Consider the following 16,478-nt stretch of genomic DNA (forward strand, 5'->3'; position numbering starts at 1 on the left):
TTTCCGGTTCTCCTGTCACTGGGCGGTCTCGATGCTCTTCAATGTCTCTCACGGGGGATCGGACGGACGGCGGAACCTCGAACGTTCCTCCAGGAGAGGCGGGCGGCCTCATGCGGGTGGTGACCTGGAACCTGTGGTGGCGCTTCGGCCCCTGGGCCGACCGGCAGAAGGCCGTTCTGTCGGTGCTGCGGGATCTGCAGCCCGATGTCGTCGGCCTGCAGGAGGTGTGGGCGGCCGACGGCGAGAACCTCGCCGAATGGCTCGCCGGCGAACTCGGCCTGCACTGGACCTGGGCCGCCTCGCCCGCTTCCGAGCGCTGGCAGCGGCGGATCGGGGAGAGCGGGGTGGAGGTCGGCAACGCGGTACTGAGCCGGTGGCCGGTCGTGGAGCGGGAGGTGCTCCGACTGCCCGCGCCCCCCGACCTCGACGACGGACGCCTCGCCCTCTACGCCCGCCTGGACGCCCCCGGCCACCCGATCCCCTTCTTCACCGTCCACCTGTCCTCGCCGCTGCACGCCTCCGCCGTACGCCGCACCCAGGTCACGGCGCTCGCCGAGTTCGTCGCCGCCCACCGCGCGGGCACCGGCTTCCCACCCGTCGTCACCGGCGACTTCAACGCCGCGCCCGACTCCGACGAGATCCGCCTCTTCGGCGGCTTCCGCACCGCTCCCGTCGTGCCGGGACAGGTCTTCTTCGACGCCTGGGAGTACGCCGACCCGGCGGCCCCGTCCGCCACCTGGGACACGGCGAACGAGTACGTGCACCCGGGCCTCGGCCCGAGCACGCGCATCGACTACATCCACGTCGGCGCCCCGGCCGGCCCGGACGGCATCGGCACCGTCGAGCACGTGCGGCGGGCGGGCGACGCTCCGGTCGACGGCGTCCGGCCCTCCGACCACACGGCGGTGGTCGCGGACCTCACCCTGCGGTGAACGCGCGGCACTTCAGCGCCCGGAGAAGGGCGGCGAAGGCGTCGGGGCCGACGGTGAGGACGGTGTGGGGTGGGGCGGGGCGGTCGGTGAGGTGTATGGCGGTGGGGGTGGTGGATATGTGGACGCAGGCGTCGCCTTCCTGGCAGTAGGACGACTTCTCCCAGCGGTGCGGGGACATACCGGCTCCTTCACAGCTTCTGGGCGATCGCGTGGATCAGATCCCGGGACTTCTCGGGGCTGAGTGCGGTGGCTTCGACGATGTCGAGCAGATTCCGGTACTTGTCGAGGAGAGCCTCCGCGTCGAGGAGTACCGGACCGTGGAACTGGTCGAGTTGCGCCGTGTCGAGCTGCGGTACGGGGCCGTACAGGTAGTTGATGGACTGGCCCGACCCAGGGAACGCGCCGACCTCGTAAGGGAGTACACGGATGGTGATGTGCTCCCGTTCGCCCATGTCCAGCAGATGGTGCAACTGCGCGCGGGTCACGCTCCGGCCGCCGACGCGCATGTGCAGAGCGGCCTCGTGCACGGTGGTCCGGTACGGAGTCGGCTCGGTGCCGTAGAGCACGCCCTGCCGCTTGATCCGATGTGAGACGCGGTGCTCGACCTCGGGCGGCGTGGGCGCCGGGATGACGTGCCGGAAGATCTCGCGCGCGTGGTCGGCGGTTTGCAGCAGCCCCGGCATCTGGGAGGTGTACGCGGTCCGCACGGCGATGGCGTGGTGCTCGAGTTCGGCGAGGTCGAGAAGGCCCGAGGGCAGCACTTCGCGGTACGACTCCCACCAGCCGAACGTCCTGTCCGTCGCCAGTACGACCAGGGCCTCGATGATTCCCTGGTCCGGGCAGGAGTAGATGCCGGCCAGAGCCCGGATGCGGTCGGGGCTCACTCCGAACCGGCCGGACTCCACGTTGCTGAGCTGCCCTTGGCTCGTGCCGAGTGCCCGAGCGGCCTCGGTGACCGTCATGCCCGCGCGCTCGCGCATCTTGCGCAGCTCGGTGGCGAGCCGAAGGCGGCGCGCCGTCAGCGGCGGTCTAGCGGGCATGTGTGCTCCTCCTGGACATGCGTTCCCTCGTCGGGTCACTCACGCGAGGGAATCAGGTCCTAGCATCTCCGGATCCCGCAAATGACATTTGCGGAGCCCCTATCTTGATCCTCAGGCGCCCCGTCTGGAAGCGCACCGTGGGACGCCACGGCGGAGACACCAGGCATCTGTCCAACTCCCCTCAGTGACCGGAGACTTCCGATGGCCACCGTATCCCCGTCCTGGAACTACACCCTGCACCTTCCGCACGATCCACGCGCACCGGGTGTCGCGCGGGGCGCCCTCCGGCTGATCCTGGCCGCGCACGAGATGCCCGACCTCGCTCCCACGGCGGAGCTGCTGGCCGGGGAGCTGCTGGCCAACTCCCACTGCCACACCAAGGGGCCCTACGCCCTCCGTGTCCGCTCGGCCGAGCCCGGCCGACTCCGCGTGGCCGTCTGGGACACCGACCCCCGCGTCCCGCCCGCCTTCTCCGATGCCCGCGTCCCGGTACCCCCGCCGCACGCCGAACACGGCCGCGGCCTGCCCCTGGTACGGGCGTGCGCGGACGCCTGGGGCGCGTCGGTGCTCCGCGAACTGGGCGCGTCGAAGGGCGGCAAGCTGCTGTGGGCGGAGTGCGGGGCGGGGTAGCGGACGCGTGACGTGTTCTTGACAGAAGGTAAGAGGCGGGTTTGACTCCTGTTCTCTTTTGAATGTTCTGTGACTACGGGGGCGTGGTTCTGTGTCGGTGGGGTGGGGGAGCTGTGGCGTGCCGGGGCGCCGTGGAGACGGTCGGCGCAGCACGGCAGGTGTGCTGGCGGTGGCCTGCGCCACGCTGACGGCGCTGTTGGCCCTCCCGGGCCCGGTGGCGTTCGCCGCCGCTGCCGGGGAGTCGGCCCCGGCGACCCTGTCGGAGGGGCAGCGGGCCCTGGCGGAGGCGGAGCAGTCCGGTCAGCGGGTGGAGGTGACGGGCGAGCGCACGGACCGGACCACGGTCTACGCCAACCCCGACGGCTACACCTTCACCCTGGAGGAGTCGGCCGTCCCGGTCCGCGTCGCGAAGCCGGACGGTGGATGGCAGGCTCCCGACGCCACCCTGGAGAAGCGTTCCGACGGCGCGGTGACGCCGAAGGCGGCCGCGGTCGACATGGCGTTCTCGGGCGGTGGCGACACGGCTCCTCTGGCCCGGATCGCCGATCAGGGCGAGAGTCTGGAGCTCGCGTGGCCGGGCACCTTGCCGACCCCGGAACTGGACGGATCCAGCGCCCTGTACGCCGATGTGCTGCCGGGCGTGGACCTGAAGGTGACCGCGACGCCCCAGAGCTTCCAGCCCGTGTTCGTCGTCAAGACTCCGAAGGCCGCGGCGGGCGGGGAACTGAAGAAGCTCAGCTTCGGGCTCAAGGCCCGGGGGCTGGCGGTTCGCCAGGGGCCGGACGGCAATCTCGCGGCCGTGGACGGCAGCGGCCGTACGGTGTTCAAGTCGCCGCCCGCGCGGATGTGGGACTCGGCGGGACGGGCAGGGACGCAGGGGCAGTTGGCGGCGGTGAGGTCGGCCGCGGGTGATGAGGTGGCCGAGCCGTCCGACCCCTCGGAGGCGGCGTCGTCGGGATCGGGAATCGAGCCCGGCCAGGGCGACGCGGTGGCGCGCATGGACGTGGACGTCACCCGGGACTCCCTGTCGGTGGTTCCGGACGCGCGGATGCTGACCAAGACCGATACCTCCGCGTTCCCGCTGTTCATCGATCCGACGGTGACGTGGGGGGAGTCGGAGCGCACCCTGCTGCGGTCGGACGGCTACGAGTCCTACGGATGGGGCAACGGGGACGACGGCCAGGGCAAGGGCGCGGGCAAGTGCGGCACCTGGAGCGGCTATTACTGCGGCCCTGGGTATGTGCAGAAGCTGTACTACGAGTTCTCCCCGGCCAGTCTGAAGGGCAAGAAGGTCCTGGACGCCACGTTCCGGGTGACCGAGCCGTGGGCGTTCCAGTGCGACCCGCGCTGGGTGGACCTGGTGCGGACGAACAACATCTCCTCCTCCACCACATGGTCGTCGCGGCCGAAGGAACTGGACCTGATGGTGGACCGGAACGTGTCGGCGGGGCGCGGGTCGTTGTGCGATCCGGACTCGCCGGACGCGCCGATCGAGTTCAACGACAACCCGGCCGAGTCGAACGAGAACCTGACGCCGACGGTGGCGAACTTCGCGGCGGGCAAGTTCTCCCGGCTCACGCTGGAGATCAAGGCGCACGACGAGTCGGACACCTCGGCGTGGAAGCGGTTCAAGAACGACGCGGTGCTGGCGGTGGACTTCGTGGGCCTGCCGGACAAGCCGAGCGGCATTGGGCTGAACGTCGACAACAGGCCTTCCTGCGCGACGAGTTCCACCGACCCCCTGGTGGTGTCCGATCCGACTCCCTCGTTGATGGCCACCGCGCAGACCAAGCCCGGTGGTGAGAAGGACGCCCAGTTGCGGGTCTACTTCGACATCGACCAACAGGGCAGCGACGGCGCGTGGTCCGACACCTCGGCCGGCAACGGCGACCTGAGACCGTCGACCGGATATGTGGGGGACGGGAGTAAGTTGTCGATGTCCTGGTCCACCCTGGCCGAGGGCACCCTTTACCGCTATCGGGCCTGGGTACGCTCGTACTACAACGGCGGCAACGACTACCTGGCCGGGACGTCGAACGCGTCGACGACAGGCTGGTGTTACTTCAAGGTCGACCCGACCGCGCCGAACGCACCGCAGGTGACCATCGGTTCCCCGTACACAGAGTGCACGAGCAACGACTGTGTGGCCAACGGCGGCCCCGGGCAGCAGGCCACCTTCACGTTCCGGGCTGCCGACGGCGACACGAACAACGTGGCCTATGAGTACAGCCTGAATTCGGGCTCGACCTGGGCCAGCGCGAAGAAGACGTGCACAACGGGGGTTCCCGAGTGGACCTGTGCTGCCCTTGACGAGAGCAGCCCCTACTTCGTCGGCTGGCAGGCCGTCATCATCCCTGATCACGCTGCTACCTACCATCTCGCTGTCCGCGCTCGGGACGATGTCGGTTCGGGCCGTGCCGGCGCCTGGGCCTACGTGGACTTCGCGGTGCACGACGGTGCGGGCCCGCTGGGACGGTGGCACTTTGCCGAATCCGACGGCGCTGCGATCGACTCCTCCGCGGCCGACGGGACGACAGGGCACGATGTGGCGCTTGCCGGAGGCGCTGTCAGGGACGACCGGGGCCGTCGTGGTGTGCTGGCCCGCGATGCGCAGGGACAGCCGCTGGATACACCGGTCACTGACAAGGGGCTCAGTCTCAACGGCACCACGGCGTACGCGGAGACCACCGACAGTGTGCTCGACACCGCCTCCTCCTACACCGTCTCGGCGTGGGCGCGTGTCGATGCCGGCGTGTCACACACGATGACCATGCTGGGCCAGACGCCGGAGAGCGCCGCCCCCTTCTCGAAGAAATACAGCCCGTTCCTCCTGTCGTACGCAGGTGGAGGAGCCAACACGTGGAGCATGCGGGTGCTGGCGAGCGACGGTACGTTTCATGAGGCCAAGGCTCAGCAGGCCACGCCCCGCGGTGTGTGGGCTCAGGTGGCCGGGGTGTACGACGCGGCAACTCAGAAGGTCAGCCTCTACCTCAACGGGCGGTTGCAGTCCACGGTGGACGCCGGGACGGTATGGAAGGCGACCGGTCCGCTGCAGATCGGCCGAGCGATGTACGCCGGCAGTTATGTGGACTACTTGGGCGGCAGCGCGGACGAGGTGACGGTGTGGCAACGGGCGTTGTCCGCTGCCGAGGTCGCCGACGAGGCGCGGTTGCTGACCTCGCAGAAGTACGCGGGTGTGGAGCTGGTGGCCGACTGGTCGGCGGACCAGGGCAGCGGCAGCAGCGTCCCGGACACGACCTCGGGCTACGGCAGGTCCCTGACGTTGACCGGCGGGGCCTCGCTGGACGGTGAGTCGATCGCGCTGGACGGGGTGGACGGCGCGGCGAGCACATCCGGGCCGGTGGTGGACGACACCGGGTCGTTCACGGTCACCACGCTGGCGTCCCTGGACGGGGACAAGCTCGCGGCCAAGGCCGTCGGATACACCGGGCAGGTGCTCGGACAGCGGACCGCGGACGGGTCGGCGTGGGGGTTCTGGTACGAGCTGACGGGCAAGCAGACCGTGGTCGACAACGACACGCTCGAAGAGAAGACCGTGCCCGTGGGGTTCTGGCGCTTCGGTCGACTCAATGCTGACGGAACCTTCAGCGCGGTGGCATCGGACGAAGGTGCGCTGCTGGACGGCATGGTCCGGCTCAGCGGTGTCTTCGACGCCCAGGCGGGAACGATCAGTCTCTATCTCGGGCACACGCAGAACGACGAGGCACGCGCGTTCACGGCGAAAGCGGGCTCGGGCGATTTCGCGATCGGCAAGGGCTTCACCGGCGGTGCTTGGCAGCACTATCTGCCCGGCCGGGTCGCGGAAGTACGCATCTGGGCAGGTGCGATGGCCGGTGATGAGCAGGTTGAGGAAACCGTGGGCGACTGACAGGCGGGGTGAGGACAGCTCTGAAGACACGGGGCTGTCCTCACCCCCGGGCACGGCGGACGCGGCGGTCCGCAGACGGCTTGCTGGACTTCTTTACGGGACTGGGTGGGACGAACACGATGGCCTTTGGCATAGGCACCTCAAGAACACGACACCGTGCCGGTCGGTTGCTGGTGCAGTCGCTGGCTCTGGCGCTGGTGGTGCCCCTGGGATGGGCCCAGGTGGCCCAGGCGGCAGCGCCAGGTGGTCTGGGGCGTCCCGATGTGCCCAAGTCCCGGGTGAGCAAGGTCAAAGCCTTCGACGGTCCGGGGGCGAAGAAGGCGCGGCAGCGGGTCGCCCGGGACGAGAAGGGCAACGCGGCCCAGGCGGGGCGGGCCCGCAAGGAGCAAAAGGCCGCCTGGCCCAAGCAGAGCGCGGCGACGCTCACCCTCGCAGGCGGCAAGGAGGGCAAGGCCTCGCCGGGCGGCGTGCCGGTCACGCTCAGCCCGTCCCCGGGAGGCAGGGCCGCTGCGGGCGGTACGGCGCGGATCACCGTGCTGGACCAGAAGGCCGCCCGTAAGGCGGGCGTCACGGGTGTCCTGCTGACGGCCGAGGCGGACACGGCCGGCCGCACCGGCGTGAGCGTCGACTACAGCAGCTTCGCCTCGGCGGTGGGCGGAGCATGGTCCCAGCGGCTCGGCCTGGTGCAGTTGCCCGCTTGCGCACTGACCACTCCCCAGAAGCCGGAGTGCCGCAAGCAGCGGCCCCTGGCGTCGGACAACGACAGCGCGCACCAGACCGTCTCGGCCAAGGTGCGCCTGGCCGAGCCTGCGGGCGGGCCGTCGGCGCAGCTTCTGCACACGGCGGAGAGCACCACCTCCGCCGCGACGGTGCTCGCGGTCACCGCCACCGGCACCGGTTCGGGGCAGTCGCCCAACGGCACGGGTGACTATTCGGCGACGCCGCTGTCGGAGTCCTCGTCCTGGCAGGCGGGCGGCAGCTCGGGTTCGTTCACGTGGTCGTACGACTTCACGATGCCGCCGGCGGCGGCCGGTCCCGCGCCGTCGCTGTTGCTGTCGTACGACTCGGGCAGCATCGACGGCCGCACCGCGACCACGAACAACCAGGGCTCGCAGGTCGGTGAGGGGTTCTCGCTGACCGAGTCCTACATCGAGCGCGGCTACGGCTCCTGCGACGACGACGGTCACACGGACGTCTCCGACCGGTGCTGGAAGTACGACAACGCGAATCTGGTGCTGAACGGCAGGTCCACCCGCCTGGTCAAGGACGACGACAGTGGCCAGTGGCGGCTGGAGGACGACGACGCCTCGAAGGTGACGCACGCCACCGGGGCGGACAACGGGGACGACAACGGCGAGTACTGGACCGTCACCACCGGCGACGGCACCAAGTACGTCTTCGGCCTGGACAAGCTGGACGGTGCGGACACCCAGCGCACCAACTCCACCTGGACGGTGCCGGTGTTCGGCGACGACGCGGGCGAGCCCGGCTATGACAAGGGTGACGCTTTCGCTGATCGCGTCCTCACCCAGGCGTGGCGCTGGAATCTCGACTATGTCGAGGACACACACGGCAACGCGGCCACCTACTGGTACACCAAGGAGTCGAACTACTACAGAAAGAACAAGGCGACCACGGCCGGCGCCGCCTACACCCGGGGCGGATACCTCAACCGGATCGAGTACGGCCTGCGCAAGGGCGCCCTGTTCACCGACAAGGCGGACGCGAAGGTCACCTTCGGCTATGCGGAGCGCTGCACTGCTTCCGACTGCTCGAGCCTGACCAAGGACACGGCCGACAACTGGCCGGACGTGCCGTTCGACGCCATCTGCTCGAAGGACGACGCCGACTGCAACGCGTCCGGACCGTCGTTCTTCACCCGCAAACGCCTGACCGACATCTACACCTACTCGTACAACGCCACGAGCGACGCGTACGACAAGGTCGACGCCTGGGTGCTGAAGCAGGCCTACCTGGACGGCGGTGACATCGGCGACAGCAGCGACCAGGTACTCACCCTCAGCTCCCTCACCCGATGGGGCAAGACGGCCGACAGCTACATCCACCTGGACCCGATCTCGTTCACGTACCAGATGCGGCCCAACCGGGTGGACGCCACGGACGACATCCTGCCGCTGACCCGCCCCCGCATCTCCACCGTCACCTCGGAGACCGGGGCGATCACGACGGTGACGCTGTCCTCACCGGAGTGCAAGCGCAGCGAGGTGCTGAACGCGCCGCCGGACACCAACACCCGATCCTGCTACCCGCAGTTCTGGCACATCAACGGCGCGCAGGACGCGGCGATCGACTGGTTCCACAAGTACCGCGTGCTGGCCGTCAACGTCTCCGACCCGGCGGCGAACAACGAGGCGGTCGAGCACGCCTACTCCTACAGCGGAGCGGCCTGGCACTACGCCGACGACCCGTTCACGCCGAAGGACGAGCGGACCTGGTCGGACTGGCGCGGCTACCGTCAGGTCACCGCGTGGACCGGCGCGACCAGCGTCACGCGTTCCAAGACGGTGTCCCTCTATCTGCAGGGCATGGACGGCGACAAGAAGACGGACGGCACCACCAAGTCCGTGTCCCTCGCCCCGCTGGCGGCTCCCGACCTGGGTGCCGCCTCGCTCACCGACAGCAACCAGTACGCGGGACAGCTCCGGGAACAGGTCACCTACAACGGCTCGTCGCCGATCTCGGCCTCGGTGAACGACCCGTGGTCGAAGGAGACCGCCCGGCAGAGCACGCCCGGTGCCGGTGACCACGTGGCCCGCTATGTGCGCACTGCCAAGACGAGCACGTACACGTACCTGACCGCCTCGCAGAGCTGGCGTGCCCGCGCGGTCAGCACCGGCTACGACGACTACGGCATGCCCGTCAGCGTCAGCGACTCCGGCCTGCTGGGCACGGGCGGCGACGAGACCTGCACCCGCACCTGGTACGCCCGCAACACCGCTGCCGGCATCACCGCCCTGGCCTCCCGCACCCGCACCGTCGGCCGTGCCTGCTCGATCACGGACGCGGACCTGAGCCTCCCGGCAACCAAGGACACGCGCGGCGACGTCCTCGCCGACACCGCCACGGTCTACGACACCGTTGATGCCACCGGCTGGTCGGCCACCCAGAAGCCCACCAAGGGCGAGGTCACCTGGACCGGCAGGGCCACCGGCTACGCCACCACTGCGGACTCCGACGGCGACCGGTTGCCGACCGGTTGGCAGACAGCCGCCACCACGACCTACGACACCCTCGGCCGTCCGCTCAGCGTCACCGACAACGCGGGCCACACGTCCTCGACGGCCTTCACTCCCGCTGACGCAGGACCGCTGACCAAGACCATCACCACCGACCCCAAGGGTTATCGCAGCGTCAGCTTCCTCGATCCACGGCGTGGACAGGCCCTGCGCAGCTACGACGTCAATCTGAAGAAGACCGAGCTGAACTACGACGCGCTCGGTCGCCTGACCGATGTATGGCGGCCGAACCGGGTGCGCGGCGGCGGCCAGGCCCCCAACGTCACGTACGCCTACCACTTGGACAACAGCGCGCCGTCCTGGGTGTCGACCTCGACCCTCAAGAAGGACGGCGACACCTACAACACGACCTACGCGCTCTACGACTCACTCCTGCGCCCCCTGCAGACCCAGTCGCCGACCCCGCAGGGCGGCCGTCTGCTGACCGACACCCGCTACGACACCCGCGGCCTCGCCTACGAGACGTACGCGGACATCTTCGACACCACCAGCACGCCCAACGGCACGTACACGCGGGCCGAGTACGGCGAGGCCCCCACGCAGACGGAGACCGCGTTCGACGGGGCGGGCCGTCCGACCACCAGCGATCTGTACGTGTACGGGGCCAAGAAGTGGTCCACCACCACGAGCTACACCGGCGACTCCGTCGCCACGACCGCCCTGGAGGGCGGCTCCGCCCAGCGCACGATCAGCGACGTCCGCGGCCAGACGACGGAGACCCGCGAGTACGCGGGCGAGAACCCGGCCGACAACGACTTCGGCACCGGCCTCGGTTCGTCGTACACCCGGACCAAATTCACCTACACCCTGGACGGCGCGCAGAAGTCGATCACAGGACCGGACAACGCCAAGTGGTCCTACACCTACGACCTGTTCGGCCGCCAGACCAGCACCAGCGACCCGGACAAGGGCACCACGACCACCGAGTACAACGCGCTCGACCAGGTCATCAAGTCCACCGACTCCCGCGGTACGTCGATCCTGACCGACTACGACGAACTCGGCCGCGTCACCGGCACCTGGACGAACGCGAAAACGGACGCCAACCAGCTCAGCGGCTACACCTACGACACCCTCCTGAAGGGCCTGCCCACCTCCTCCACCCGTTACGTAGGCGGCAAGACGGGCGCGGCCTACACCCAGGCCGTCACCGCCTACGACAGCCTCAGCCGGGCCACCGGCACCCAGTTGGAACTCCCGACAAGCGACCCGTTCGTGCAAGCGGGCGAGCCGTCCACGCTGGCCTACGAGGCCTACTACAACATCGACGGCACCCAGCAGTACGACAACGAGCCGGCGATGGGCGGCCTGCCGTCGGAGATCATCGACTTCGGGTACGACGGCCTCGGAGACCTGACCTCGATCGGCGGATCGACCGGCTACCTGCGGGATGTGTCCTACTCGGCCCTGGCCCAGCCGGAGCAGCTGACCCTGGGCACCGGCGGTACCGGCAACAAGAGCATCTACGTCACCAACACCTTCGAGGAGGGCACCGGCCGCCTCGAGCGCAGCCATGTCACGGACCAGACCCACCCGTACATGCTGCAGGACCTCAACTACAGCTACGACCAGACCGGCAACGTCACCGCCATCAGCGACCCCACCACCCTGGGCGGTGACAGCAGTGCGGACACCCAGTGCTTCGCCTACGACGGCCACCAGCGCCTGACCGAGGCCTGGACCCCCGCCTCGCAGAAATGCTCCGACGCCCGCAGCGCCTCCGGCCTGTCGGGCCCGGCCCCGTACTGGAACAGCTACACCTACAACGACGCGGGTCAGCGCACCAGCGAGACGGTTCACCAGAGCAGCGGCGACACCAAGACGACCTACTGCTACACCGACACCGCCCAGCCGCACACCCTGACCGGCACGTCGACCGAGGCCGACTGCGCCGCCCCGGAGCGCACCTACGACTACGACGCCACGGGCAACACACGCCACCGCCCCGGCACCAGCGGCACCCAGAGCCTGGACTGGTCACCCGAGGGCCGCCTGAGCAAGCTCACGGAGAACGGCACTTCCACCGACTACCTCTACGCCGCCGACGGCACCCTGCTCATCCGCACCACGGCCAACGGGGAACGCGTCCTGTACGCCGGCGCCACCGAACTCCACCTCCGCGCGGACGGCACCACCTGGGCCGAGCGCTACTACGCCGCCGGTGGTGTCACCGCGGCCATGCGCTCCGACGAGTCCGGCACCAACAAGCTCACCTACCTCACCGGCGACCGGCACGGAACGGCCAGCCTCGCGCTGACCCCCGACACCGCGCAGTCCTTCACCAAGCGCTACACCACCCCCTTCGGCGCCGACCGCGGCCGTCCCGCCTACGGCCCCTGGCCCGACGACAAGGGCTTCCTCGGCAAGACCCGCGACGCGACCACCGGTCTGACTCATATCGGCGCCCGCGAATACGACTCGGGTACCGGCCAGTTCCTCAGCACCGACCCACTGCTCGACCCGTCCGACCCGCAGTCCCTCAACGGCTACGGCTACGCCGACAACAACCCGGTCACCAACAGCGACCCCAGCGGCCTGTACTGCGACGGGTGCAGCGTCAACAACCCGGACAGCGCATGGGACCCGAGCAAGAAGAATGGTCCGGGCTGCACCACAGAAGGCTGCTACAACAAATCCGGCGGGCTCTCTTACCGTCCCGACAACAGCAACCTTGGCACGGTCCACAGCGGCTCGGGGACTGCTTCCACGACCGGTCGGCTCAAGGTCGACACCATCACCATTCCCACCCAGGACGAGCTCTACGCGATGGGATACGGGGGCGGTTATCCGGACTCGATCACCTACGCTGAGATGTTGTCGAAATGGGCCGAACAGACGTGCTACATCCGCAGCAGTGGCGTGGCGGCATTCTGCGACACGGCCGGCCGGGCCGGATTGCTCCGCGGAAGTGAGAACGATCCCTGGGGCGTCAAGGCGACCTATCACTGCCTTACCGGACGCGGCGACTGCGGCGAGGCGCTCGTCTCTGACATCATCACCGTAGCCAGCCTTGCCTTCGGCTCTACAGGAAAGGCGCTCGTAGCGCGCGGCGCTTCCCGTGCGGCAGCGGCAGAACTGGAATCAGCTGTTGCGAGTCTACTCAGAGAACCGGAAATTGGCACTAAACTGGAATATTTCTTTGGGAATGCCACCGGGAACGCCCACAACATTCAACGAAGCGGCGACATGGCTAGCCAATTGAACCGAATTGGGATCCGGGATAATATAAAGGGGCGTGCGGCTTTCTCCAAGCATCTTGAGGAAGTTTTCAATGATCCGAACTCGGTGGTGCGGGTCCAGGAGAATGGGCGCACGGTGAGGGAGGGCCTTTTGAAGGGGCCGGATGGAATGCTCAAGACGGAGACGATCTGGGAGGGTGACAGATTGATCACCGGGCAGCTGTACGGCTCTAATTCAAGATATCGAAAGTAGGCAACGGTCGTGTCACTCTTCACGATTTCATTCGGCAATGCTGCAATGGAGTGTTCCATTTGGTCGAGTTCCGGAGAAGCGCGTGCCGGATTGTCTCCGACCCTGGTTATTGCGAACGAGTATGGATCCGGCTCCGGTCCGGTTTATGTCTTTTCGTCGGCGGGTAATTCAAGCCAAGGTGGTCCGCCGTTGGCTGTCGGTATTCAAATGGATTCGGAATTTGAGTCTCCTTCGATCCTTGGCGGCGAGTGGGGTGGAATGTGCTGGATAGGATGCAACTCGCATCTGTATGGTATTTCACCGAGAATGACCATCGAATGTGAAATTAACCTTGATTCGAGATTTGATAGCTTCAGGCTTTTTTCCAGCCTTGATAGGCTAATCGTTATCGCTGAAGTTGGTGTTTTTGCGGTGTGTGATGATGGTGAAATTGACTGGCGGGTGGACCTAGATATCGTCACCGCTGTACGCTGGGAAGGTGAAAGTGTATTGATTTCTCAGATGGATCGCCCAAAATTGCGCGTGGAGCTCCGGAATGGATCCATCTCTTCTCCTTGACGGATTTCTGCAACCCATGGGCTGACGATAAGCGTGCAGGTCCGCGAACGGTCAGCGGAGATAGAGTCGTGCTGCAGCGACGCTGGCGCCAAGATCGGATCCGGAGCGCTCTTCGAAGCGGGACTCCAGTGGTGCGAGCGGCGTGGCTCTCAGCGCCCCAGAAAGATCGGATTCGTGAAGGCCGCCAGTGCCCCCGGCACCGGCCCCGCCGCCGTCTCATGGCGCAACTCCGCGCGTACGTAGGCCGCGTACGCCGGAGTCGTGTGCCACTCCGCCGTGCCGGAGCCCGTGACCGGGAGCGGGGCGCTGGTGAACAGGACGCCCTGGTCGGTGACGAGGCGGATCGTGCAGCGGGGGGCGCCGGACGCCTCCACGCGGACCGTGACGGGGCTGTCGGCGGAGACCTCCAGGCGTTCGCCGATCCCCGCGTGCCGTCCCCGCTCCCCGCTCGCCGTGAAGGTCAGTGAGACGTTCTTGGACTCGGCGACGTAGGAGCGGCCCGCGCGGATGCCGGACTGGATGGCCTCGCGGGTCAGGTCTTCGGCGAGGACGACGGTCTGCGGGAGGCCCACGGCGTCCGGGTCCCGGTGCGCGTCGCTGTTGCCCATGGCCGGGATCCAGCCGCGCCCGTCACGCCCGTCCTGCCCCTCACGCCCGTCACGTCCCTCGCGCCCCTCCCGAACGGACGCGACCAGCAGGTTGTCCCACTCCGCGAGCGCCACCTCGTCGTCGGGTGTGTACGGGCCGTTCCACACCTCGATCGCGTCGGCCTCGCCGAACCCGAACTTCCAGCCGCACCCGATGCAGGTGGCGTGCGGATGGGCCGGTACGACGAGGCCGCCGGCCCGGCGGATCTGGCGGGCGAAACGGCCGAAGCGGTTGTCGCGGGCCCGGTAACGCCAGTCGACGAAGGTGCCGGGATCGGTGCCGAGCGCGACGACGTGGCCGTTGCGCGTCGTGATCTCCTCGCCGAGCAGGATCAGCAGGTCCTCGCCCGCCTCCGGGGCCCAGTGCGGATGGGCCGCATGCGTGTTGTGGTCCGAGGAGTTGATGAAGTCCAGTCCGGCCGCGCGCGCGAGCGCGGCGATCTCCGCCGGGGTGCGGCGCCCGTCCGAGTACCAGGAGTGCAGGTGGCAGTCGCCCCGGTACCAGGCGCGGCCCCGCCCCCTCGCCCGCTCCGGCGGGTACGCGGGCGTCGGCGTCCCGCCCGGCTCCCCGTACGTCAGCGTGACCGTGAGCTCGTACGACAGTCCCTGCGGGGCGACCGTGTACGGCCCCAGCGCCACATGCCAGGTGCCCTCCCGCACCGGCCCGGGCACATAGCCCGGCGTGGCGTCGTCCGCGCGGAGGAAGAACTCCGAGCGCGCGCCGCCCGACCAGCCGCGGAAGCCCCGGCCGCCCGGCTCGGTGCCGCGTTCGTCGAAGATGCCGATGTCGAGGGCGTTGCCCTGGGTGCCGGCCGGGACGGACGGCTTGTCGTAGGTGTAGGCGACCTTGATCTCCCGTACGCCGGCGGGGACTTCGACGGGTACGTAGACGTAGTCCGGCGAACCGGTGGGCAGCGTGCCCCGGATCGTCGCTGTCGTCCCGGTCCCGTGGTCCTGGCCGTCGGCCGCCGCGAAGCTCACGCTTCCCAACGTAAGCGCGGCGGCCGTGCCCGTCACGAACAGGGCGCGTCGTCCGATGCCGTGGGCGTCCTCACACATGCGAGCCACCTTCGTCCGCGGGCGTGAACTCCCGTGGAAGGAGAGGGAATCGGGGTTCGACGATATGGCATGTACATGAATTCGGGAGCCGGCCGTGCGGCAGTGGCTCCCGCCCGCGCCCTTCGGGAAACAGGGCCGACTGGTCGGTATGGACATCTGCGGTCCGGCCCGGTACAGATGGCTCATGCGTATCGCTGTCACGATCTTCCTCACCGACGAGACCGCCGCCCCCGTCCGACTCGCCCGTGAGCTGGAACAGCGCGGTTTCGCGGGTCTCTACCTGCCCGAGCACACCCACATCCCGGTGGAGCGGACGACCCCGTACCCGGCGGGCGGCGAGCTGCCGCCCGAGTACGGCCGCACCCTCGATCCCTTCGTCGCGCTCGGCCAGGCGGCCGCGGTGACCGAGCGGCTGGGCCTCGGCACCGGCATCACGCTGGTCGCGCAGCACGACCCGATCGCCCTCGCCAAGCAGATCGCGACCCTCGACCACCTCTCCGGCGGCCGCTTCACCCTCGGCCTCGGCTTCGGCTGGAACGTCGAGGAGGCCGCCGACCACGGGGTGGAGTGGCGGACCCGGCGCGAGCTGGTGCGCGACCGGATGGCCCTGATGCGGGCGCTGTGGGCGGAGGAACCGACCGCGTACGAGGGGGAGTTCGGCAGCGTCCGGGCCTCCCACGCCCACCCCAAGCCGGCCCAGAAGCCACGCGGCCCGGTCGTCGGTCCGCGCACCTTCGTCGGCGGGGCGGCCGGCCCCAAGCTCTTCTCCCACATCTGCGCCTACGCCGACGGCTGGATGCCGATCGGCGGGCGCGGGCTGAGCGAGTCGCTGCCGGTGCTGCGGTCGGCCTGGGCGGAGGCGGGCCGCGACCCGGAGGCCCTGCAGATCGTCCCGTACGCCGTCTACCCCAGCCCCGGCAAGCTCGCGCACTACGCAGACCTGGGCATCGAGGAGGTCGTGGTCCAGCTGCCGCCGGCGGGGGAGGCCGAGGTGTTCCGCGCGCTGGACGGGTACGGGGCTTTCCTGGGCTGAC

General features: G+C 68.7%; 9 protein-coding genes. 6 read left to right on the forward strand and 3 right to left on the reverse strand.

Translation table 11 applies throughout. The features are described from left to right. Window positions 1-110: 110 nt before the first annotated feature. A complete protein-coding gene (locus ACIRPX_RS07465; protein ID WP_404189612.1) occupies window positions 111-932 on the forward strand; it encodes an endonuclease/exonuclease/phosphatase family protein in 822 nt (273 codons plus the stop codon). Here ACIRPX_RS07465 and ACIRPX_RS07470 read toward each other — a convergent pair. Together ACIRPX_RS07470 and ACIRPX_RS07475 are read right to left on the reverse strand one after the other, a co-directional pair. After that, window positions 919-1,110: a DUF397 domain-containing protein gene (locus ACIRPX_RS07470; protein ID WP_404189615.1), complete on the reverse strand. Its 192-nt coding sequence runs from the start codon at window positions 1,108-1,110 to the stop codon at window positions 919-921. The two genes, ACIRPX_RS07465 and ACIRPX_RS07470, sit on opposite strands and share 14 nt — an antisense overlap. A gap of 10 nt (window positions 1,111-1,120) precedes the next feature. Next, window positions 1,121-1,972: a helix-turn-helix transcriptional regulator gene (locus tag ACIRPX_RS07475; protein WP_404189618.1), complete on the reverse strand. Its 852-nt coding sequence runs from the start codon at window positions 1,970-1,972 to the stop codon at window positions 1,121-1,123. 201 nt (window positions 1,973-2,173) lie between these two features. On the opposite strand from ACIRPX_RS07475, the gene ACIRPX_RS07480 reads away from it, so the two are divergent. The 4 genes from ACIRPX_RS07480 (at window position 2,174) to ACIRPX_RS07495 (ending at window position 13,738) form a co-directional block, all read left to right on the forward strand. Further along, window positions 2,174-2,602, forward strand: coding sequence for an ATP-binding protein (locus ACIRPX_RS07480; RefSeq protein ID WP_404189620.1), 429 nt, complete (start codon window positions 2,174-2,176; stop codon window positions 2,600-2,602). Window positions 2,603-3,098: 496 nt separating this feature from the next. After that, the gene (locus ACIRPX_RS07485) at window positions 3,099-6,491 is read left to right on the forward strand and encodes a LamG-like jellyroll fold domain-containing protein (RefSeq protein ID WP_404190253.1); all 3,393 of its coding nucleotides are present in this window, start codon (window positions 3,099-3,101) and stop codon (window positions 6,489-6,491) included. A gap of 119 nt (window positions 6,492-6,610) precedes the next feature. Then, complete coding sequence (locus ACIRPX_RS07490) at window positions 6,611-13,180, forward strand: RHS repeat-associated core domain-containing protein (protein ID WP_404189623.1); 6,570 nt, start codon at window positions 6,611-6,613, stop codon at window positions 13,178-13,180. A 9-nt stretch (window positions 13,181-13,189) separates the two neighbouring features. After that, on the forward strand, window positions 13,190-13,738 hold the full coding sequence (locus ACIRPX_RS07495; protein WP_404189625.1) for a hypothetical protein: 549 nt from the start codon (window positions 13,190-13,192) through the stop codon (window positions 13,736-13,738). 149 nt (window positions 13,739-13,887) lie between these two features. Here ACIRPX_RS07495 and ACIRPX_RS07500 read toward each other — a convergent pair whose 3' ends face one another. Continuing rightward, window positions 13,888-15,444 (reverse strand): CehA/McbA family metallohydrolase, encoded by a 1,557-nt coding sequence (locus ACIRPX_RS07500; RefSeq protein ID WP_404189628.1) that lies wholly within the window; start codon window positions 15,442-15,444, stop codon window positions 13,888-13,890. A 184-nt stretch (window positions 15,445-15,628) separates the two neighbouring features. Between ACIRPX_RS07500 and ACIRPX_RS07505 the strand changes: the two genes are divergently transcribed. Next, complete coding sequence (locus ACIRPX_RS07505) at window positions 15,629-16,477, forward strand: LLM class F420-dependent oxidoreductase (RefSeq protein ID WP_404189631.1); 849 nt, start codon at window positions 15,629-15,631, stop codon at window positions 16,475-16,477. Window position 16,478 lies beyond the last annotated feature (1 nt).

Origin of the sequence: Streptomyces sp. NPDC101225, from assembly GCF_044767585.1 — a bacterium.
In the GTDB taxonomy this organism is placed as follows: domain Bacteria; phylum Actinomycetota; class Actinomycetes; order Streptomycetales; family Streptomycetaceae; genus Streptomyces.